Genomic DNA, 20,028 nt, shown 5'->3' with positions numbered 1-20,028 from the left:
GTTTGATAGCCTTTATGATGGTTAAGGTGTTTCTAACTGGCTTCTATTCTCGTCAGGATACTAAAACCCCGGTCAAGATCGCCGTTGTTGCTGTTGTCAGTAATATCGTCCTGAATCTGGCACTATTTAAGCCCTTTGGTCATGTGGGCTTAGCTGCCGCAACCAGTATTTCTGCCTTTATTAATGCTATTTTGCTCTATCGTTTCCTAAGTAAAGATAACCACTTAAAGCTCTCGAGAGAAAGCAAGCTGTGGATTGGTAAACTGGTGCTAGCCAGTGGATTACTGCTTCTAGGCCTTTGGTACACCGACTTCAGTATCGAACAATGGCAGGCCTGGTCTCGAATGGAAGCCATTGGCATGATTAGTGCCATTATTGCGGTGACTATCGTGTCTTATGCCATTCTGTTGGTAGTATTGGGTTTGAGACGCAAGGATTTTAGGATAGGTTAAAGTGAGTAATTATTGTTAAAAAGGGAGCTTTGGCTCCCTTTTATAATTGCTAACTTCTGGTAACTACTTGTATTCAACTAATTTCAACACCGCTTTATAGCGCGGTTGTTGGTGGCGCTCCAGATAATAGGTCAGCTCCTGTGTTTCTGGGTTGTACTCCAGCATCCAGACGTTACTTTCGGCTTCTGGAATCATCTCAAAGGTGTAGTCGTCAGCATGAAAAAACTGCTTATACTGAGTAGGTTGCTCTCCTTTGTAAGGTGCTGAATAGCCGCCATAAAGAGTTTGTTCATCTGGCAAACCGTCTTCATGGCGATGGTCATGACGTAATCGCAATCCGTTATCAGTTTTGAATAAGAGCCAGGTTCTGGACTTATCTTCACCTACCTGAAATGGAATGGATACATAACGTGGACCACAGCCGTCAATCGTGGCAACCAGCTTTTTGCCAGCAAAGTCATGATTGGGATCCTCGGGGTAGGCTGTTTCACCGACAAACTGGCTGCCGCACATACGGGAAAGGTTATCAAAGAAAGCGAGTTCTTCATCGGTTAAGTCATAATCTGGCGAGAAAAAACAGGCACAGCTACCGAGTAGCAGGCTTGATGCCAAGATGATTGTTGATTTTAACTGTATTTTCATGGAGTTAGACGATTCCTGTCGATGTTTGTTGAGTATTGATATCTTGGCAGTTTCTAAGGTTGGATTCAATTCTAATGAAAATTGGCTAATTTATTGAAAGGTGGTTAATTCCTGACCCATTGTCCGCTATAATTGCCCGCTTTGATTGGCTCGGCATCAATGTCTGTTGCTTGGAGAAAATTGCGTTCATGCGCCTAATTCGTGGTCTATACAGTTGTCCTCAAAACCTGTTTAAGCAGGGCAGTATTGCGACTATTGGTAACTTTGACGGTGTGCACCTAGGACATCAGGCGATTATCAGGCGCTTAACGGACAAGGCCAAAGCGCTATCCGTGCCCAGTGTAGTAATCGTTTTTGAGCCACATCCTCAAGAATTTTTCCGCCCAGAGGCTGCACCAGCCCGGCTTTTTAAGCTGACAGACAAGCTACTGGCCCTAAAAGATTTAGGTGTGGATTACGTGTTGTGTTTGCGCTTTAATCGAGAGCTGGCTGAGTTAAGCGCTGAAGACTTCATTCGCCGGGTGCTGGTGGAGACGTTGCACGTAAAGCACTTGTTTATAGGCGATGATTTTAAGTTTGGCTATAAGCGAAAAGGCGATTTTGCCTTATTGCAGGAAGTCGCGAAGTTTCCGGTTGAAGCTAATCAGACAGTGACACAGACCATTGATGGTGAGAGCGTCCGAATTAGCAGTAGCCTGGTGCGACAGGCAATTGTTGATAATGATTTTGATCATGCCAAGAAATTGCTGGGGCGACCATATCGTTTTCGAGGCAGGGTAGCGCATGGTGATAAACAGGGGCGAACGATAGGCATTCCGACCGCTAATATTGCACTGAAACGGGTAAAGAGTCCTTTGCAAGGTGTATATGCGGTAAAGGTATATGGTGTTAAGGATGAGTCCATCAATGGTGTGGCAAATGTTGGGATTAAGCCAACCTTAAATGCCCGTAAAGAACGTCTTGAAGTTCACCTGTTGGACTTTGATGGCGATGTTTATGGTAAGCAGCTGACGATTGAGCCTGTCGCTAAAATTCGGGATGAACAGAAATTCAGTGGTAAAGACGAGTTAATTGAACAGATTAACCGTGATATTGAAAAGGCTCGGTTAACTTTGACCGACTAGATTATACATTCTGGTCTGGCCTTAAACATTTTAATTTAAACAAAACAGAGTAGTAGCTTAAATGAGCGATTATAAAGACACATTAAATCTACCGAAAACACGCTTTGAAATGCGTGGAAATTTGCCGCAACGTGAGCCAAAAATGTTGGCTGAATGGAGCAAAAACGATCTTTACGGCGAAATTCGTAAAGCTCGTGCAGGTCGCGAACAATTTATTTTGCACGACGGCCCTCCATACGCGAATGGCAATATTCACATTGGACACTCTGTTAATAAAATTCTGAAAGATATCGTGATTAAGAGTAAAACCTTGAGCGGTTTCGACAGCCCTTATGTACCGGGCTGGGACTGTCACGGTTTGCCGATCGAAAATAATGTTGAGAAGAAAGTCGGTAAAGCTGGCGACAAGGTGTCTCACGCCGAGTTTCGTCAAAAATGCCGTGACTATGCAGCGAAACAGGTCGATGGGCAAAAGACTGACTTCATCCGCCTTGGTGTCTTAGGCGAATGGGATAACCCTTATTTGACCATGGACTTTAAGTTTGAAGCTAACATTGTTCGTGCGTTATCCAAGCTGGTTCGAAATGGTCACTTATTCAAGGGTGAAAAGCCTGTTTATTGGAGTGTGGTTGGTGGCTCTTCGCTAGCTGAAGCTGAAGTTGAGTATCAGGACAAGACCTCGTTTTCAATTTATGTGAACTACCCAGTAAGTGATGAGCAGAAGTTTTTACAGGCTTTTGACTTTAATGGCGAACGGGGCGAAGGTGAAGTTTCAGTTGTCATCTGGACTACCACACCATGGACGCTACCATCGAGTCAGGCGGTAACCGTTCACGAAGATTTGGAATACGTTTTGGTTCAAGCTGAACGAGAAGGCAAAAAAGAGCGCCTTGTGCTGGCTCGTGAGTTAGTGGAAAGCGTCATGAAAGAGGCTGAAATTGAAAACTATTCAGTGTTGGCTTCGACTAAGGGCTCAAAGCTTGAAAATTTCGAACTGAACCATCCTTTCTACGATAAAACGCTGCCGGTGATTCTGGGTGAGCATGTCACGACTGATGCCGGTACTGGTCTAGTGCATACTGCGCCTGATCATGGTCCTGACGACTTCGTAGTGGGCAAAAAGTATGGCATTGGTTTATTGAATTATGTGATGGCAAATGGTGTCTTCTCGGATGAAACGCCTGTGTTCGCGGGCCAACATGTCTATAAAGTTGATCAGCCGGTAGTTGATCATTTAATCGAAAAAGGTCGTCTGTTACATCAGGATAAACTACGCCATAGTTATCCGCATTGCTGGCGTACTAAAACGCCGTTGATTTATCGCGCTACTCCACAATGGTTTATTTCCATGAGTCAGAATGGTTTGCAGGCGCAGGCCATGGAAGAAATCAAAAAAGTGAAGTGGGTACCTGAGTGGGGCGAAGCTCGCATCGAAAGCATGGTCGGTTCGCGTCCGGATTGGTGTATTTCGCGCCAGCGCACCTGGGGCGTACCATTATGCCTGTTCATTGATAAGCAAACTGGTGAGCCGCACCCTGATTCGGCTGACTTGATGGAAAAGGTTTCGGTTTATATCGAAGAAAAGGGTATTCAGGCCTGGTACGACCTGGATGCTTCTGAGTTTGTTGATGCCGATAAGTACGAAAAAATTGATGATACCCTGGACGTCTGGTTTGATTCGGGTGTCACGCATTACTGTGTGCTTGAAGCTCGTGATTATTTACGTCAGCCAGCAGATTTATATTTAGAAGGTTCGGACCAGCATCGTGGCTGGTTCCAGTCTTCGCTACTTACAGCAACGGGAATGTACGGTCATGCACCTTACAAACACTGTTTGACACACGGCTTCGTGGTCGATGGTAAAGGCGAGAAAATGTCTAAGTCCAAAGGCAATGTGATGGCGCCGAACGATGTCATCAACAAGCTGGGTGCAGATGTATTGCGACTCTGGGTATCTTCTGCGGACTATCGTGGCGAGATGGCGGTGTCTGAAGAAATCTTGAAACGCACTGGCGATACCTATCGTCGTTTGCGTAATACTTCGCGATTCCTGTTATCGAATCTTGAAGGTTTCGAACCCGCAAAAGACTTAGTGGCTAAAGATGATTTGCTTCCACTGGACCGTTGGGCAGTGGATTGCGCATATCAGGCGCAACAGGAAATCATTAAAGCTTATGATGATTATAATTTCTGGTTAGTGGCGCAAAAAATTCATCACTTCTGCTCAATTGATATGGGTAGCTTCTATCTGGATATCATTAAAGATCGTCAATATACAGCTAAAACCGGTTCGCGTGCGCAGCGTTCATGTCAGACCGCGATGTATCACATCATAGAAGCTTTGGTACGCTGGATGGCTCCGGTATTGAGTTTTACAGCTTATGAAATTTGGCCGCTCATTCCAGGCAAGCGCGAGTCTAACGTATTCGTGGCTGAGTGGTATGAAGGCTTATTCCGAATGGAAAATGCTGATATTACGCAGGCTGACTGGGCACTTATTTCACAGGTCAAAGATGAAGTGAATCGTGCACTTGAAGCTAAGCGTAAAGATGGGGCTATTGGTGGTTCGTTAGCGGCTGAAGTGACACTCTATGCGAATGATGAACTGTATGCCGTGCTGTCGAAATTGGAAGATGAGTTGCGTTTTGTATTCATTACTTCCCAGGCTCGTCTTGAAAAGGGCGAGGGTGGCGAAGCGACAGAAATGAAAGGCCTGCAGTTGAGTATTTCTAAATCTGATGCCGAAAAATGTGAGCGTTGCTGGCATCACAGACACGATGTCGGTCAAAACCCAGAACACCCAACCATCTGCACTCGCTGTGTTGAGAATGTGGTTGGAACTGGCGAAACACGCCATTACGCGTAAGGACTGAAGTGACAATGAAAAAATTGCCATTTAAGCAGTCTGGTTTAGTGTGGTTGTGGTTGACACTAATTTTATTGATTATCGACCAGGCAACTAAAACTTGGGCCAACTCAGCTTTGGCTCCGGTTCATGGTGGGCCCATTATTGAGGTGATGCCGCATTTTAATTTAAACCTGGCTTATAACTATGGCGCCGCCTTCAGTTTTCTGGGCGATGCCGGTGGTTGGCAGCGTTGGTTTTTTACTGCCATTGCGATTGGTATCAGTCTGTTATTGCTGTTCTGGATGTGGCGCACCGAATCGAGCAAAAAGCTTCCCAATATTGCCATGGCACTGGTACTGAGTGGTGCAATCGGTAATCTGATAGATCGCATGGTTTATGGTTATGTGATTGATTTTATTGATTGGTATGTGTCCATAGATGGATACCATTGGCCAACTTTTAATATTGCTGATAGCGTGATCCTGATAGGTGTAGGGCTCTTGTTGATTGATTCTTTTGTCAATCCAGAACATAAGTCCAAACCAGAAAAAGACGAGAAGAAATAATGAGAATTGAAGCAAATTCAAAGGCTTTAGTGCATTTTAATATTTTGCTTAAGGACGGCTCGGCGGCAGACAGTACGCGCGTTGGTGGTAAGCCAGTTTGGTTTATTTTCGGTGATGGCAGCCTGACTGATAAGGTTGAGTCACAGCTGCTCGGTGCGGAAAAAGGCGAAACAAGAAAGCTGGAAATTCATGGCTCCGATTTCTTTGGGCCGGCTAGTCCGGATAACGTTCATTTTATGGACATTAATCAGTTTCCGGTAGACTTGAAACTGGAAGAGGGCGCCATTATCGCTTTTGAGCAGATGGGTGGCGGTGCGATTCCAGGTATGGTTCGTGAAGTAAAAGGTCATTCGGTCAAAGTAGACTTTAATCATCCGCTGGCTGATCAGGACATTATCGTTGAAGTTGAAGTTGTCGATATTCGACACCAGGAATAAAAGATGGATATTGTTTTAGCTAACCCCCGCGGTTTTTGTGCCGGTGTAGACCGCGCAATCGAGATCGTTAATCGCGCGATTGAAATTTTTGGTGCGCCAATTTATGTTAAACACGAAGTGGTGCACAATAAGTTTGTCGTTGACGGCCTGCGCGAAAAAGGCGCCATTTTTATCGAAGACTTGAATGACGTTCCTGAAAATTCAACTTTGATATTCAGTGCTCATGGCGTGTCACAACAGGTTCGCCATGAGGCAAAAGAGCGTAATCTCAAGGTTTTTGATGCAACCTGTCCTTTAGTCACCAAGGTCCACATGGAAGTTTCTCGCCATAGCCGTCGTAATGAGGAATGTGTGTTGATAGGCCACAAGGGCCATCCGGAAGTTGAAGGTACGATGGGGCAGTATGACAATTTAGATGCTGGTATCTATCTGGTTGAGGATGAGCAGGATGTAGCGGATTTAGAGGTCAAAAACCCAGACGCCTTGTTTTATGTGACACAAACCACTCTATCGGTCGATGATACCCAGCGATTGGTTAATGCGCTAAAAGCTAAGTTTCCCAATATTCAGGGCCCTAAAAAAGACGACATCTGCTATGCCACGCAAAATAGACAGGATGCAGTCAAGCAATTGGCTGCGGAGTGTGACCTGATTTTAGTGGTCGGTGCGCAGAACAGCTCCAATTCCAGTCGTTTGCAGGAACTGGCAGAAAATCAGGGCTGTCGCTCCTATTTAATCAACAATGCTACTGAAATTCAGGCGAGCTGGCTTGAAGACGTCAAGAAAGTTGGCGTCACAGCCGGTGCCTCTGCGCCTGAAATATTGGTTCAGGACGTTATTCGCTATCTTGAATCTCAGGGCGGTTCTACCGCACTTGAATCAGAAGGTGTGGAAGAGAATATCGTCTTCGTGCTTCCTGCTGAATTACGAGTCGATTAACCGTTTCAAAGCCCTCTTAACTCACTGATTCCTAACATTTTCCCTTCCGTTAGCCGATAAATTTACCGTTTATCGGCTAAATCTTACCGTTTGTCTATTAGTTCGTGCTCTTGCTCCTGCGTTTTCGTATAACATACTGGTGAAAAACTTATTTTGGACCAGATAATGTTAAAGCAAAAATTCAAAACATCCGGACACCCCAAAGTGAAACCTGCATTCTCGAAACAGCAGGGTTTCAGTTTAATGGAAGTCCTGATTGCAATGATTATCATCGCAATTGGCTTGCTAGGCTTCCTTTCTTTACAACTGGCGTCAATCAACTCTAATCAGGAAGGATTAGCGCGTACCCAGGCGACATTGATAGGGCAGGATTTGGCAGCATCAATGCGAGGCAACCGCAAGTTTATCAATGATACTGACGGAACATTAAACCCCTATTTGAATAATGATGCTTACAATACTTGTACAAGTGAACCTCCTCAGGCTTGTGGAACTGCAGGCTCAAACTGCACTGCAACACAACAAGCCGAGTATGATGTATGGAAAGTATGCGCAACACTGAGCGGATTTGATGGATCTACTGCTGGCACTGTCGCTAATGATCCAATGATTGGTGGTCAAGTGCGTGTTTCTTGTAAAGATAGAGATACTTTGGATGGAGACATTTGTTCACCGGGTTCTACATTTAGTATTTTCACCTATTGGCAAACCGGTGCATTAAGGGAAGACGTGGGGCAAACCCAGGCAATCATTAGGAATGCTCGTTGTGATGCTTTGGCGCCAGGTGATGATTTTGACTGTACCGTAATCGATTTAATGCCTTAAGGAGCTACTCAATGATAAATTCTAAGATGATGAACTCCCTAAATAATAAGCAACAAGCATTCACCTTGATTGAATATATGGTTGCTATTGTTTTGGGCCTCATTTTGCTGGGTGGACTCACTTATTTATTTATTGGCATGAAGCGCTCCAATGAAACTCAATCAAGTATTGCTGCTATGCAAGAAAGTGGACGTTTTGCCATGTATTACCTTACCAATGACATTCAATATGCAGGTTGGGCTAACGTTGAAGAAAAAGGCTATGGCTTTTACACGTCCCCAGCCTTTGATTTTGCAGGAGGAACTACCGATGGTGGTTCTGCCTCAACAAGTGACTCGATTACCATTCGCTATGAAGCTCCCACGGACTGTCTTGGTGATGCCAGTGGTGGCATTGTTGAAAATCGTTATTATGTACAGGATGGGCAACTTATGTGTCAGGGAAGTGGTGGTGGTACGGCCCAGCCTTTGATAAGTAATGTAGATGCTCTGCATTTCCTTTACGGGATTGATACTGATGGTGACACTGTCCCCAACAAATTTGTAAGAGCGGATCAGGTAGCAACTAATGAGCGTGAGTCAATTGCTGCGGTGAAAGTCACACTGATCCTTTCTTCAAGCAATGATATCCGCCCAGATACGAATGCTCAAAGTTTTAGTGTGATGGGACATGATGACACTTATGATGTGAGTGACAAGAAAGCTCGAAAGATTTTTTCGACTACTATATCGGTCCCGAATAAGCCTGAATTCGTAATTACCACTTAATGTGATGGAAAGAATTATGAGAAAGCAATTACCCAAAAATCAAGGTGTGACCTTAGCAATGGTTCTCATCTTTTTATTGATACTAACCGTATTAGGCGTTGCCAGTATGTCCGACTCGGTTATCCAACAAAAATCCTCAACCAATGTTTATCTAGAAAATGAAGCATTTCACGTCGCCGAAAGTGCGGTGAGTGCCACTATCTACTGGGATGAAATTGCAGGCAATGCTCTGTACGGCACTGACACTTCTGAAACAGAGGTTGGACAAGAATATTGTTTAGGAGAAAGCGGTATTTTAACTGCGGTTGATGATGGTACAAGTTGTGCGACAGCCTTTGAAGGTTATGCAAATGTTATTGCTTACTCTCGGGTTGAATATCTTGGTTGCGGAACCTGTCCTAACTTTGAGTTGGGCGTGTCGCCAAGCATTGGTTGTAATGCCTGGAAGATTACTGGCGATGCAACCGTCGCTGAAAAAACAAATGTTGCTGTTCAAAGTTGGGTCACCAAAGTAGGTGGCTGCTTTACAGCGGGCAAAGATTTAGAATTAACTCTATAAGGTGTTGCTATGAAAAAGTTTATATCGCAATTGCTTAAAGGTGCGCTACTTGGACTTTATGTAGCATCGCCTTTTATGTTTAGCTCGGTACAGGCTGATGATACTGAGGTTTACTTCCTTGATGGTAACTCGTTAGCGTTACCCAAACCAAAGATTATGATTGGTCTGGATTACTCTTCTGCCATGAATGGTGGAGGTTTACTTGACCAATTAAAGTCAGCTTTGAACAAGTTAGCGAATGACCCTACCGTCAGCGAAAAAGTTGATTTAGGTTTAACCTTAATAGGCAAAGGACCAGGAAATAAGGGACCAGAAGCTGCTGTTGTTTACCCTACGATTGCTTTTGATGCTCCTACTAGCCCAACCTTTCAAGAGGTTGTTGATTCCTTGAGTCTAAGCAGCACTATTTCGGGTAATACTCCAACTGTTCAAGGTATGTCCGAAATTGCCCGTTATTTTACTGGCAGCGTCCCTAAATATGAGACTACTGGAACGCACCCTAGAGCAATTTTTGATGGCCGCTATACCGGTAATAATGATCCTGGCTGTACTAATGCCATGGTTGTTCTTGCTCGAGGTCAGATCAATGGTAGCGAGTGGCCAGGTGATGTCGCGAGTATTGTGCCTGAATCTTATTGTGGCGGCGACTGTGATGACTCAGATTTAGTTCGCTATATGAGAGAAGTTTTGAATGTGCAAACCTACTCGATTGACCCAGGCGCAACTGGTAAAAATGCTGCCAATTTAGATAACTGGGCTAGAGAAGGCGGTACGCAGCAAGCGATCGATTATGATGCGTCAACTCCTTGTGAAGCAGAAGGTGGTTTATGTCAGATTCTACGCGACATTATTGAGCAGGTAGCAGCTCAGGGCACCAGTTTCGTTCAGGCGGGTGTTACCGTGAGTCAACAGAACCGTTTGAATCATGATAATCATTTATACTTTGCGCAGTTCCAGGCAGATAACATTGCCCGTTGGCCTGGCAACCTGAAAAAATACAAAATTAGTAGCGGGAACCTGGTTGACCAGCCTGGTGATCTGGCAGTTAATCCAGACACTGGTTTGTTTAACGAGGAAAGAGATGATTTAACTAACCAAATAACAACATCGTGGAGTATCTGGTCTGATGCCGCTGATGGCAACCAAGTAGAGCTGGGTGGCGCAGCATCAGAGTTGGATCGTTTCTTGGTAAGCAAGCAAGATCCTTACTTCCCTCAGTATAATACTTATGTTGATTGGACAAGAAAGCTCTATACAGATATCAATGGTGCACTTAGCTCTGTTAAAGATTCAACCACCAAGTCTGATTTTCTGATGGATGCGAAAACCGATGAGGAGTTCCAGGATATTAAGGACAGAACCTTAGGATTCAGTCGTAAAGATGTGGCTATTCAATTGGATGCTCCATTATACGATGCCGATGGTGTGTTAGTGGCTGAAACACAGTATGTGATTGAGGATGTGGCCCAGTCTGAGCGATTAGTTGGTGATCCATTACACAGTGTTCCTAAAGTAGTTCAATACAATGATTACGACGATGCTACTGATGATAAGTCGGTTGTATTCATGGGCACTAACCTGGGTTATCTACACGCCTTTGATATTAGTGACGGTGCCGAGCTGTGGAGTTATATACCCTACGAACTGTTAGGAAAGATGAAAGATTTCCTTGTGGACATTCCAATTGATGGTAATTCTTTCTTGCATAACTATGGCCTAGACGGTGAGATTTTTATTGCTCACGCTGACTCTAATGGCAACACGCGTATCGACTTAGCGGACAACCCTGCTACGGAGGCAGTGGAAACAGCTGAAAAAGCATTACTGTTTATTGGTATGCGTCGTGGTGGTAATAACTATTATGTGCTGGACATCAGTACACCAAACCAGCCTAAATACCTGTTTAAGATTGAGGGTGGAAGTTCTGGTTTTGAGACACTAGGGCAAACTTGGTCTACTCCTCTGGTAACAAACATCGTTGATGCCAGCCAGCCAAATGGTGTACGGACAGTAGTTATATTTGGTGGTGGTTATGATACCGCTGCTGATAAGTTATTTGATCATGATGGAGATGGTTCAATTGATCATGACTTAAAAGGCACTCACTTTGTTGATGAAAATGGCAACGTTGATGACACGCCTTATGATGGAAGTGTAGAGAAGGGTAATGATGTCTTTATCTATGATATCAACAGTAAGTCTGTATTGTGGAAGTTATCTGATAACTTACCAACCATTTACTCGGACTTATCTGCAGTACCCGCAAATATCCGTGCCATTTCTTTAAATAATGACACTACTGTTGATCATTTATATGTCAGTGATATAGCTGGGCAGATATTCCGCTTGGATATTTTTGAAGATGAAACTGATGGTTTTAAAATAACTGGCGGTCAAATTTTTGATGCAAATCATGGTGTACTGACAGAAAAAGATAAGGCTCGATTCTTCTATGCTCCTTCAGTAGCCTTTATCCCTCGCCCGAATGGTAATTCATTTGTCGCAGTTGCTGTAGGAACTGGTTATCGACCACATCCTTTGAATACTGTGATTCAAGACCACTTCTTTATGCTAAGGGATACAGGCGTACTTCAGGAAACTCCTACTTACGATTTGATTACCTTTAAATCAGGAGAAACTGATGGAGACTTGTTGGATGTGACTGACAAAGTTAATCCAAACAATAGTCCCGATATCGTTGCTGCTCAGGAACCAGCTGACCCAACTGCAGAGAGTAAAGACGGTTGGTACATTCGCATGACCGGTCTTCAGATTGCGACTACTAACCCAGATGGCACTGTCAGCAACAAGGATTACCAGGGTGAAAAGGTTATATCAGAAGCTCGTATTCTATTTGGTAAAATTGTTTTCACCTCTTACGTACCAACTTATGATTTTGGTACTGTTATCTGCTCACCAGTAGTTGGTAGTGGTAAGTTGTATGGTGTTAACCTGATTGATGGTACATCATTCTTTGATTTAGAGAATAGAACCATTAACCTGATTAGTGATGGTATTCCTCCAATGTTCCAGTTGTTGTATACAAGTGGCGCAAACACTTCGGGTGGCGACGATGCAGCATTTATTGGTCTAGTTGGTAACGAGGTCATAGATGATGCCTTTACGGAGGCGCTAACCAAGGGTTATGATGGTGTTATTCGTGTTAACTGGCGGAAGAAACCTGATGATGAGTAAGCAAGAGATTAAAGCATTTACCCTCATCGAACTGATGACAACGATTGCAATTGTAGCCATTATGGCTGCAATTGCCGTTCCGGGTATGAGAAATCTGATACTGAATAATCGCTTGGTCGGTTTCAGTAACGATATTGTCAGCTCGGTATCCGCAGCTCGGAATGAAGCCATTGGCTCACGTCAGCAGGTTGGTATTGAGCCAAATGGTGGCGATTGGTCTCAGGGTTGGCGCGTGTTCGTTGATGCCAATGATAGTGGTACATTCGATGCAGGCGAAGAAATTGTCAGAGAGATTGAAGCATATCCAAACTCTATGAGTGAAAATGCTTCTCCAGGCACTAATATCGTATTTACCTCAAGAGGTATTATGAGTAATCTAGGTGGCTGGGGTACCTTGACTCTCTGTGATGATCGTGGCGCAGGACGCTCGATTAATATCGCAGGTGCCGGTAATGTAACGGTAAAAAAACTTGATATTGGGGAGTGTTAACCTTGAATAGAAATAAAATTAAAGCATTTACCTTAATGGAAGTCATGATCGTTGTCGCGATCGTTGGTATTTTGGCAGCTATTGCTGTTCCAATGTATACCGAGCAGGTGAAAAAAGGTAAACGTAACGATGCGATGCAGGCTTTATTGGCCGCTTCAGAAGCAGTGGAGCGTTATAAGGCAGCAAACTTTACTTATGATAGCCTTGATGATTTAAGTACCGTATTTAACACTACGGTACCCACAGATGGTGGTACAGCATATTATACTTTATCTATTAACACGCCAAGCGCTACACAATATACTATAACTGCTACTGCAACTGGCTCAATGGCGGGTGATGGCAATTTGACCATTAATCATGCCGGCCAAAAAACTTATAAGGGTAATCCAGGTTGGCCAGACTAAATTAAGAAACTTTCATACCTCCTAAATTCCTAATCGTTATATTGTATCCAACCCGTTCTGTGAACGGGTTGTTTTTTATACAAAACACTACATTTCTAATACAGATCACAAATAGTGCACACTTCTTGAATCTCTAAAATATCTCCGGCAATTGGTGAAAAATTAACCTGTTGAGGGAGTTATGGTCAGGGGTAGTAAGGTAACAACAAGGGTACGCACAGTATCAGCCACACAGAAGAGTTTTCAGAAGCCTGCTGGTTTTGGTTTCATTGAAACCTTTGTCAGTATCATTTTGTTAGCGGGCTTTTTGTTAAGTGCCTGCCACCTATTACTTAATTTATTCTCATCAAAGTTATTGGATCAGTCTGCATCTAAATTCGTAAATACTTTTCAGTTTGCCCGTCAGGCCGCCATCGAAAGCAATTCAAAGGTCATGGTGAGAGCAGTTGCAAACAACTGGTCTAAGGGTTGGGAAGTCTATGCAATCCCGTCAAGCAGTATTTCAGGACAGAAAGCAGTATCTGAACAATCACAGCTTCTTCTTAAGCAGATTGAGCTAGAAGAGGTTATCAGTGTATCCAGTGACGATCAGCTCACAATAGTATTCAATCCAAATGGTATGACTACAAATTTGTCACCGTTAGGTAGGACGGGACTAACTTTGTGTAACGCTAATGGTAAGGGGCGTCAGCTCACTATGTTGGCATCGGGGCGAGTGCAAGTGAAAGAAATTAATCAAGGGTGCGGGGTTTCATAATGAATAAACAGGCTGGCTTTTCTTTAATGGAAGTGCTGATCACTATTTTACTGGTGAGCATAGGCTTACTAGGCTATGCAGCACTACAAATGGGCGCATTAAATAGCTCTCTTGATTCATTTTCACGCTCTCAGGCGAGCATTATTCTGGAAGATGCCGCGGCCCGCATTCGTAATAACTCAGAGTATCTCAAAAGTGATATGGGTGAGGCCAATGTGTATGTTGGTGACTTGGAGTCAAAATCAGTATTCCAATGGTGCAATATTGAGAATGGAATAACCCCAGAAGCTATATGCGACGTCGACTCAAGCTGCTCTATGAGTGACTTGGCTAAACAGGACATCTATGAGGTTTGTTCAAGTTTAATTGCTACCAAGATCCCCACTGGCGTGATCGGTGCTAGTTGTTTTGATCGCGAAGCGGATTCTGACAACTGCAGTTACGGCTCACGTATGTCTTTGTTTTTAGCCTGGAGAGGTACGGAGCGGGAAGACATCAGCGGAAAAGATAAGTATGCGCAGAATACTCGGTGTCAGACTGAGCTAGATTTAGACAGTGATTATGCTTGTGTCCAATTGGAGCTTGTCCCATGAACAAAAAAACAATAAAAAAGTCTCTACTGAGATCAATAAATAGTGTGAATGTTAAAGCATTTACTTTAATAGAAATGATGGTTGCCATGTTGATTGGTCTTATCATCATCGCTGGCATCGTCATGCTGTTTGTTTCGAGCAAGCAAACCTATCGATTAAATACTGCCATGACACATGTTCATGACAATGGACGTTTTGCTATGAATTATCTGGTCAGTGATTTGCGTAAAGCAGGTTGGGTTGATAGTGACATTGAAACCGTTGATGGGCACAGTTTGGCCGCACCTTTTGATCAGTTGAAAGATAATGTTGCCGTAAGCGGTGGGCAGGCTTCTGATGGTTTAACGGTGCGCTATTACGGTGAAGAAAACTGTATTGGTGATAAACCATCAGATGGAATTGTGCAAAACCAATATCAGCTTGAGCCAACTGCAGATGGTTTGCCTGAGTTGAAATGTAATGGTGCCAGTTTAATTAAGAATGTTGAAAGCTTTCAAATTAGATATGGCGTACTCACAGCAAATGGTTTGCAGTACGTAACTTCAGGTTCGGTCACTGATATTTCCTTATTACAAACTTTGCAAATTGCCTTTTCCGTTGCGTCCGACGAACGAAATGTTATTGACAAAAATGTGGCTTTAGATGGGGTCTTAAACGAAGGCCCATATACGTTCACAGACGGACGTTATCGCAAGGTTTTCACAAGCACTATTGTTTTAAATAACAATGGTCACCAACCACCAGATTCATTATTGGTTTCGGAGTAGTTCTATGATTAATAATCAAAATGGTTTTTCGTTAATCATGGGCCTGATTATTTTGGCCATCATGGCATTATTAGGCGTTTCCATCATGTCTTCGGGAATTTCATCGCAAAAGATCGCGGTAGTTAATCAGGAAGACACCATGGTGTTCCATGCTGCCCAGACTGCTAACAGTTCTTATGTTAGCACTTATCATTATGATGCTTCACACATTGTGACTACTGCCGAAGATGCCTATTGGGATAGCTTGCCAGCTCCAAAAAATGGTTATGTCCAGTGCACCAATGAGGTGGGTGATCTGGTTGACTGTGATGCTGATGTCCGACTTGAGTCAGACAAACTATTAAAAGCAAAGGTAGAAGCTTTTTATCATGACTGTGAAACTGCAGCATTAAAGTGTCTAGGTAATTCTTGGGATAACACAGGGTTAGGCTGCCATTCTTTTCAATTGATTGGCGAAGGAACTCTGGATGTTAATAACAACGATATTGCCGATGTCGGCGAAGCGAATACCCATATTGAAGAGTGGGTCAGTGCTGTGCGTAGTTGCAATAAAACGCTTTAAGTGAGGGGATTATGTTTATTAAAAAAAGTTTAATAACAGCGCTATTGATAATTGCAGGTTTAATGCCTGTTTTATTGCATGCAGATGATACTGAAGTTTATTTTGGGGAAGCACAAGACGTTAATTTGCTTCTGGTTCTCGATGTTTCTGGGTCAATGGCATGGACTACTGATACCTGTCGATTAAACCGCTGGGGGCAACCATACCCAAGCTGCTATCCTTCTAATGGAGAAAAGTCTCGCTTGGAGATTATGAAGGAAGCTCTAGAAGTTTTCTTAAACGACTTGCCAGATAATGTAAAAGTCGGAATGGTTACTTATTCTTCAGGCAATAATATTGATTTGCAACATGAAGTTAAAGAGCTGACAGCTAATAACCATAAAGCAGAATTATTAGCGACGATTAACTCGCTTGAGGCTAATGGTGGTACTTTATCAGCCGGAGCTTTATATGAAGCTGCAAGTTACTACCGTGGAGAGTATGGGAATTTCCCTTCCCCAATTACTCCGGGTTGTGGTAATGCCAGCAATATCGTTTTCCTGACTGATGGTGAGCCGAACAGTTTGTCTTATGATCGCTATCATTATCGCGATCAGATTACGGCTATGACAGGGAAAAGTTGTCAGAGAAGTGATGACGGTAAGGATTGTACTGAAAAACTTGCAAGTTATTTATCAAGCACCGATCAGGTTGCAAAAATAAGCCCATCACAGGTAAAAACACATACCATCGCTTTTGCCCTTGAAAATCAAGGCGCCAGAGATTTCTTACAGAATGTTGCTGACAATGGTAAGGGTAAAGCATTTACAGCCGATAGTACTGAGGGTCTGGTTGAGGCTTTTAAAACATCAATCCAGAGTGACATTGAACAAAGTATGATGGTTGCTCCAAGCGTGCCCTTCAGTCAAAGCAACCGTTTGAACAGCAGCAATGAGCTTTTCCTTGCGATGTTCCAGCCTGCTAAAACACAGTTCTGGCATGGCAATTTAAAAAAGTATTATTTGAAAGACGGCCAGGTTGTTGATAGCAATGATGCAGTTGCAGTGGATGATAATGGGCAGTTCCTGGAGTCAGCTTCAAGTGCCTGGAGTTTGCTTGATGGTAACAAGTTAGCACTAGGTGGTGCCGCACAGGCGATGGATATGCCTCGCAATGTTTACTCTAACATTTTAGAAAAAAACCTCTGGACACAGAAAAATAAGATTTCCACAACTAACAACAAAATTACGCGTCAATTACTTGGCCTTCCTGCAACGGCCAGCGATGCTCAATTAACAAATCATATCGAGTGGTTATTTAATGGTTCGGTTGAAATCGATAGTAATGGAGATGACCAGCTTGATAGAACCATTAAGCGATATGGTGATCCTCTTCACTCTAAGCCAGTTGTTATTGACTATGCAGATAAAAGTCTGTTATTTATGGGTGACAACGAAGGTTATCTGCACGCTATTAATACCGCAGACAATAGCGGAAAGGAAGAGTGGTCATTTATCCCAAGGCAGCTATTAAAAAATACTGCTGAACTTTTTGAAAATAATACGCTGGCAAGTGTATCCAGTCGTATGTATGGACTAGATGGTGATATTACTGTTTATCATCAGGATAAAAACCGAAATGGTAAAGTGGATGATGGGGAAAAAGCCTATCTGTATGTCGGAATGCGTCGGGGCGGGCAGAATTACTATGCTATTGATATTTCTGACTCGGCAAGACCACAACTCATGTTTACTATCACTGGTGATTTAGCAACTTCGGAAGAAATTACTGCTGGACTTAGTTGGGATAGCGTTCATTATTACGAAGGACTAGGTCAGACCTGGTCTAAGCCGATCATCGGTCACATCAAGTGGAAAGGTGGAAAAAAATTGGTCATGATTTTTGGTGGTGGATATGACGCCAAAAATCAGGATAACCATGCACTCGAAGCAAATACACCTGATACTGTTGGTCACAATATTTTTATTGCTGATGCCGTTTCGGGCCAAATGTTATGGAATGCTAGAGATGATGCCATAGATCGAAGAGGTGGTGATTTTGCTAGCCAACTAACTAACAGTTTTGCATCAGATCTTTCCGCAGGAGATTTACGAGGTAGCGGTACCATTGAACATATTTATGCTACTGATACGGGTGGTCAGCTATTCCGGTTTGATATTACACAGGAAAATAAAAATAGTAATACTCAAATTTATGGTGTGAAGCTCGCGGATATTGCGGGCTCTGGAGTTGTAGGAAATCGACGTTTCTATAACCGCCCAGACGTTTCCTTTGTGAAACTTCGTGGTAAGACCATGGCTTTAATTGCGGTGGGTTCTGGTTTCCGAGCACATCCACTTGCAGAGGACACTAATGACCGTTTCTATGTCTTTTATGACAAGCATATTCTCACTGGTGGATATCCTGAGCAGGTACTTACTGAAAGTACTCTCTATGATGTAACGGATAAAGTTGATACTGATCCAAATGATGAAACGAAAGGCCGGTATGTTGGTATTTTTGATATTCTTGATCATGAAACAACTAACAATGGCTGGTATCTTCGACTTGCAGATGGGGAAAAAGTGTTGGCAGACGCTTCAACCATTAACTACAGAGTATTGTTTACAACATATAAGCCAGGCTCTGACGAGGACAACGAAGAAGAAAATACCTGTAAAGCAATTGCCGGACAGAACAAGCTATATACTGTGAGTGTGTTGGATGGAAAGCCAATATTTTTCAAGAAAAACAATCAAAATGGCGAATTTGTTGAGTACGTGCGCTCAACTGATTTAGGCTTTTTGGGTATCGCCCCTGAGCCTACCGTGGTCTATCCTGACGATGGTAATGGTGGAGCCGGAGATGTCGTTAAGTTGGTTGGTCTTGAAGTTATTTGTAGCGGGGCTGAGTGTGACTACTTAAATGAATTAAACACTGTCAAATGGCGTGAATTAACCAAAAAAGAGCTAGAGCAAGTTAAAAACGACTAACTCTTTGATATTAAAGATGAAAGCTCTGGCTTGCGAATTGCCCCGTGTCATGTAGAATTATGTAAAACTACAGGATACGGGGATTTTCTGTGCGCGCAAAAGTCATTAGTTTTGTTCAGATGAAAGGTGGGGCAGGCAAGACCACTCTATGTGCCAATATCGCCTCCACCTTATCCGATAAAAGTAAAGTTTTGATGATTGATACTGATCATCCGCAAAGTTCTCTAGAAACCTGGTACCGGGTACGTGATGAGCAGTATCTCATTGAAAATATGGATGTTATTTCTGCTAAGAATCTTGCTCACCTACAAAAACAGGTTCGAGAAAATACTGACCTATACGATTATATTCTGATAGACGGCCATCCAAGAATCACCAACCTAACCAGAGCAGTGGTTCTGCTATCTGATCTAGCACTTATCCCTTTGAGCCCATCACCAATAGAGGTTTGGTCCACCAAGCATCTTGCGGAAATAGTGGATGAAGCCAAGCAACTGAATCCTAATCTGGAAGCGAGAATCTGTTGGAATCGTTATCGCGTACGTACCAATTCTGCAGATAATGTTGTCGCAAACGCTAAGCAGGAGCTGGCGATAGATGACTTTCCAACTAAGCTAGGCAATCGTGTAGCTTATCTAGATTCTTTTGCAGAAGGCCTTACAGTGGCGGAGTGGCATGACCCCGCGGCTAAACTTGAGATCTGGTCACTGACTTCTAATATTGAAAGACTGATATCACAGCTACCGAAGTCCAGGCTTAAGACCGAGAGTCAGGTTGAAAAGTTCGCTAAAGGAAAATAAAGCGATTAATAGTTGTTTATTGCAATTAATTATATAAATAGACAAAAATAGTTGACCCTGTAAACAATATCATTTAGATTGAACGGCATGAATATGAATATCATACAAAACATCTGGTGGTGGCACGTTACTTAAGTAGCGGGCCTTTTGTTGTTTGTAAGATATTTATAACATCAAGATTTTAAAAGCCCGCAAAAGCGGGCTTTTTTTATGCCTGACAGAATTGGAATTGATTGAGCTAAGGCCACAAAACTTAAACACAGATTGAGAATTTAACTATGACAATACATTTGAAAACTGACATTTCCCTAATGGCTAACTGGTGG

Annotated in this window: 19 protein-coding genes; 18 read left to right on the top strand and 1 reads right to left on the bottom strand. The window is 43.1% G+C overall.

What is annotated here, in order from left to right; all coding sequences use genetic code 11:
* A partial coding sequence (locus HUJ19_RS06985; protein WP_290622996.1) for a lipid II flippase MurJ occupies positions 1-452 on the top strand: 452 nt, incomplete at its 5' end.
* Between the two features lie 63 nt (positions 453-515).
* Here the strand turns inward: HUJ19_RS06985 and HUJ19_RS06980 are convergent.
* A complete protein-coding gene (locus HUJ19_RS06980; protein WP_290622995.1) occupies positions 516-1,094 on the bottom strand; it encodes a hypothetical protein in 579 nt (192 codons plus the stop codon).
* A 188-nt stretch (positions 1,095-1,282) separates the two neighbouring features.
* On the opposite strand from HUJ19_RS06980, the gene ribF reads away from it, so the two are divergent.
* From ribF to HUJ19_RS06895, 17 genes are all read left to right on the top strand, one after another.
* Positions 1,283-2,218 carry a bifunctional riboflavin kinase/FAD synthetase gene (gene ribF, locus HUJ19_RS06975; RefSeq protein WP_290622994.1) on the top strand — a complete coding sequence of 312 codons (936 nt, stop codon included), beginning with the start codon at positions 1,283-1,285 and terminating at the stop codon, positions 2,216-2,218.
* Positions 2,219-2,279: 61 nt separating this feature from the next.
* The gene (gene ileS / locus HUJ19_RS06970) at positions 2,280-5,084 is read left to right on the top strand and encodes an isoleucine--tRNA ligase (RefSeq protein ID WP_290622993.1); all 2,805 of its coding nucleotides are present in this window, start codon (positions 2,280-2,282) and stop codon (positions 5,082-5,084) included.
* Positions 5,085-5,098: 14 nt separating this feature from the next.
* Entirely contained in the window at positions 5,099-5,632 is a 534-nt protein-coding gene (gene lspA / locus HUJ19_RS06965; protein ID WP_290622992.1) for a signal peptidase II, read from the top strand.
* Positions 5,632-6,069 carry an FKBP-type peptidyl-prolyl cis-trans isomerase gene (gene fkpB, locus HUJ19_RS06960; protein WP_290622991.1) on the top strand — a complete coding sequence of 146 codons (438 nt, stop codon included), beginning with the start codon at positions 5,632-5,634 and terminating at the stop codon, positions 6,067-6,069. Before lspA ends, fkpB begins: the two co-directional genes overlap by 1 nt.
* Before the next feature lie 3 nt (positions 6,070-6,072).
* Positions 6,073-7,008 carry a 4-hydroxy-3-methylbut-2-enyl diphosphate reductase gene (ispH, locus tag HUJ19_RS06955; protein ID WP_290622990.1) on the top strand — a complete coding sequence of 312 codons (936 nt, stop codon included), beginning with the start codon at positions 6,073-6,075 and terminating at the stop codon, positions 7,006-7,008.
* Between the two features lie 165 nt (positions 7,009-7,173).
* Positions 7,174-7,833, top strand: coding sequence for a type IV pilus modification protein PilV (pilV, locus tag HUJ19_RS06950; protein ID WP_290622989.1), 660 nt, complete (start codon positions 7,174-7,176; stop codon positions 7,831-7,833).
* An 11-nt stretch (positions 7,834-7,844) separates the two neighbouring features.
* Positions 7,845-8,600 (top strand): PilW family protein, encoded by a 756-nt coding sequence (locus HUJ19_RS06945; protein WP_290622988.1) that lies wholly within the window; start codon positions 7,845-7,847, stop codon positions 8,598-8,600.
* A 16-nt stretch (positions 8,601-8,616) separates the two neighbouring features.
* A complete protein-coding gene (locus HUJ19_RS06940; RefSeq protein WP_290622987.1) occupies positions 8,617-9,159 on the top strand; it encodes a pilus assembly PilX N-terminal domain-containing protein in 543 nt (180 codons plus the stop codon).
* A gap of 9 nt (positions 9,160-9,168) precedes the next feature.
* Positions 9,169-12,354 carry a pilus assembly protein gene (locus tag HUJ19_RS06935; protein ID WP_290622986.1) on the top strand — a complete coding sequence of 1,062 codons (3,186 nt, stop codon included), beginning with the start codon at positions 9,169-9,171 and terminating at the stop codon, positions 12,352-12,354.
* Positions 12,344-12,844, top strand: a complete 501-nt coding sequence (locus HUJ19_RS06930) for a GspH/FimT family protein (protein WP_290622985.1) — start codon at positions 12,344-12,346, stop codon at positions 12,842-12,844. Before HUJ19_RS06935 ends, HUJ19_RS06930 begins: the two co-directional genes overlap by 11 nt.
* The gene (locus tag HUJ19_RS06925; RefSeq protein WP_290622984.1) at positions 12,838-13,251 is read left to right on the top strand and encodes a type IV pilin protein; all 414 of its coding nucleotides are present in this window, start codon (positions 12,838-12,840) and stop codon (positions 13,249-13,251) included. The genes HUJ19_RS06930 and HUJ19_RS06925 overlap by 7 nt, the downstream gene beginning before the upstream one ends.
* 181 nt (positions 13,252-13,432) lie before the next feature.
* On the top strand, positions 13,433-14,008 hold the full coding sequence (locus HUJ19_RS06920) for a GspH/FimT family protein (RefSeq protein WP_290622983.1): 576 nt from the start codon (positions 13,433-13,435) through the stop codon (positions 14,006-14,008).
* A complete protein-coding gene (pilV, locus tag HUJ19_RS06915; protein WP_290622982.1) occupies positions 14,008-14,601 on the top strand; it encodes a type IV pilus modification protein PilV in 594 nt (197 codons plus the stop codon). Before HUJ19_RS06920 ends, pilV (HUJ19_RS06915) begins: the two co-directional genes overlap by 1 nt.
* Entirely contained in the window at positions 14,598-15,368 is a 771-nt protein-coding gene (locus HUJ19_RS06910) for a PilW family protein (protein ID WP_290622981.1), read from the top strand. The genes pilV (HUJ19_RS06915) and HUJ19_RS06910 overlap by 4 nt, the downstream gene beginning before the upstream one ends.
* 4 nt (positions 15,369-15,372) lie before the next feature.
* The gene (locus HUJ19_RS06905) at positions 15,373-15,930 is read left to right on the top strand and encodes a hypothetical protein (protein ID WP_290622980.1); all 558 of its coding nucleotides are present in this window, start codon (positions 15,373-15,375) and stop codon (positions 15,928-15,930) included.
* Between the two features lie 11 nt (positions 15,931-15,941).
* Entirely contained in the window at positions 15,942-18,902 is a 2,961-nt protein-coding gene (locus HUJ19_RS06900) for a PilC/PilY family type IV pilus protein (RefSeq protein ID WP_290622979.1), read from the top strand.
* A gap of 89 nt (positions 18,903-18,991) precedes the next feature.
* Complete coding sequence (locus tag HUJ19_RS06895) at positions 18,992-19,702, top strand: ParA family protein (protein ID WP_290622978.1); 711 nt, start codon at positions 18,992-18,994, stop codon at positions 19,700-19,702.
* Positions 19,703-20,028: the final 326 nt, after the last annotated feature.

Source organism: Kangiella sp. (assembly GCF_014762745.1).
In the GTDB taxonomy this organism is placed as follows: Bacteria; Pseudomonadota; Gammaproteobacteria; order Enterobacterales; family Kangiellaceae; genus Kangiella.
The sequence above is the reverse complement of the archived record's forward strand: the minus strand, read 5'-3'. Positions and strand labels throughout refer to the sequence as shown.

Bases quoted from the DNA above. Each gene is read 5' to 3' on its own strand.
- HUJ19_RS06980 (WP_290622995.1), bottom strand. From the start codon at position 1,094: ATGAAAATACAGTTAAAATCAACAATCATCTTGGCATCAAGCCTGCTA.
- ribF (WP_290622994.1), top strand. From the start codon at position 1,283: ATGCGCCTAATTCGTGGTCTATACAGTTGTCCTCAAAACCTGTTTAAG.
- ileS (WP_290622993.1), top strand. From the start codon at position 2,280: ATGAGCGATTATAAAGACACATTAAATCTACCGAAAACACGCTTTGAA.
- lspA (WP_290622992.1), top strand. From the start codon at position 5,099: ATGAAAAAATTGCCATTTAAGCAGTCTGGTTTAGTGTGGTTGTGGTTG.
- fkpB (WP_290622991.1), top strand. From the start codon at position 5,632: ATGAGAATTGAAGCAAATTCAAAGGCTTTAGTGCATTTTAATATTTTG.
- ispH (WP_290622990.1), top strand. From the start codon at position 6,073: ATGGATATTGTTTTAGCTAACCCCCGCGGTTTTTGTGCCGGTGTAGAC.
- pilV (WP_290622989.1), top strand. From the start codon at position 7,174: ATGTTAAAGCAAAAATTCAAAACATCCGGACACCCCAAAGTGAAACCT.
- HUJ19_RS06945 (WP_290622988.1), top strand. From the start codon at position 7,845: ATGATAAATTCTAAGATGATGAACTCCCTAAATAATAAGCAACAAGCA.
- HUJ19_RS06940 (WP_290622987.1), top strand. From the start codon at position 8,617: ATGAGAAAGCAATTACCCAAAAATCAAGGTGTGACCTTAGCAATGGTT.
- HUJ19_RS06935 (WP_290622986.1), top strand. From the start codon at position 9,169: ATGAAAAAGTTTATATCGCAATTGCTTAAAGGTGCGCTACTTGGACTT.
- HUJ19_RS06930 (WP_290622985.1), top strand. From the start codon at position 12,344: ATGATGAGTAAGCAAGAGATTAAAGCATTTACCCTCATCGAACTGATG.
- HUJ19_RS06920 (WP_290622983.1), top strand. From the start codon at position 13,433: ATGGTCAGGGGTAGTAAGGTAACAACAAGGGTACGCACAGTATCAGCC.
- pilV (WP_290622982.1), top strand. From the start codon at position 14,008: ATGAATAAACAGGCTGGCTTTTCTTTAATGGAAGTGCTGATCACTATT.
- HUJ19_RS06910 (WP_290622981.1), top strand. From the start codon at position 14,598: ATGAACAAAAAAACAATAAAAAAGTCTCTACTGAGATCAATAAATAGT.
- HUJ19_RS06905 (WP_290622980.1), top strand. From the start codon at position 15,373: ATGATTAATAATCAAAATGGTTTTTCGTTAATCATGGGCCTGATTATT.
- HUJ19_RS06900 (WP_290622979.1), top strand. From the start codon at position 15,942: ATGTTTATTAAAAAAAGTTTAATAACAGCGCTATTGATAATTGCAGGT.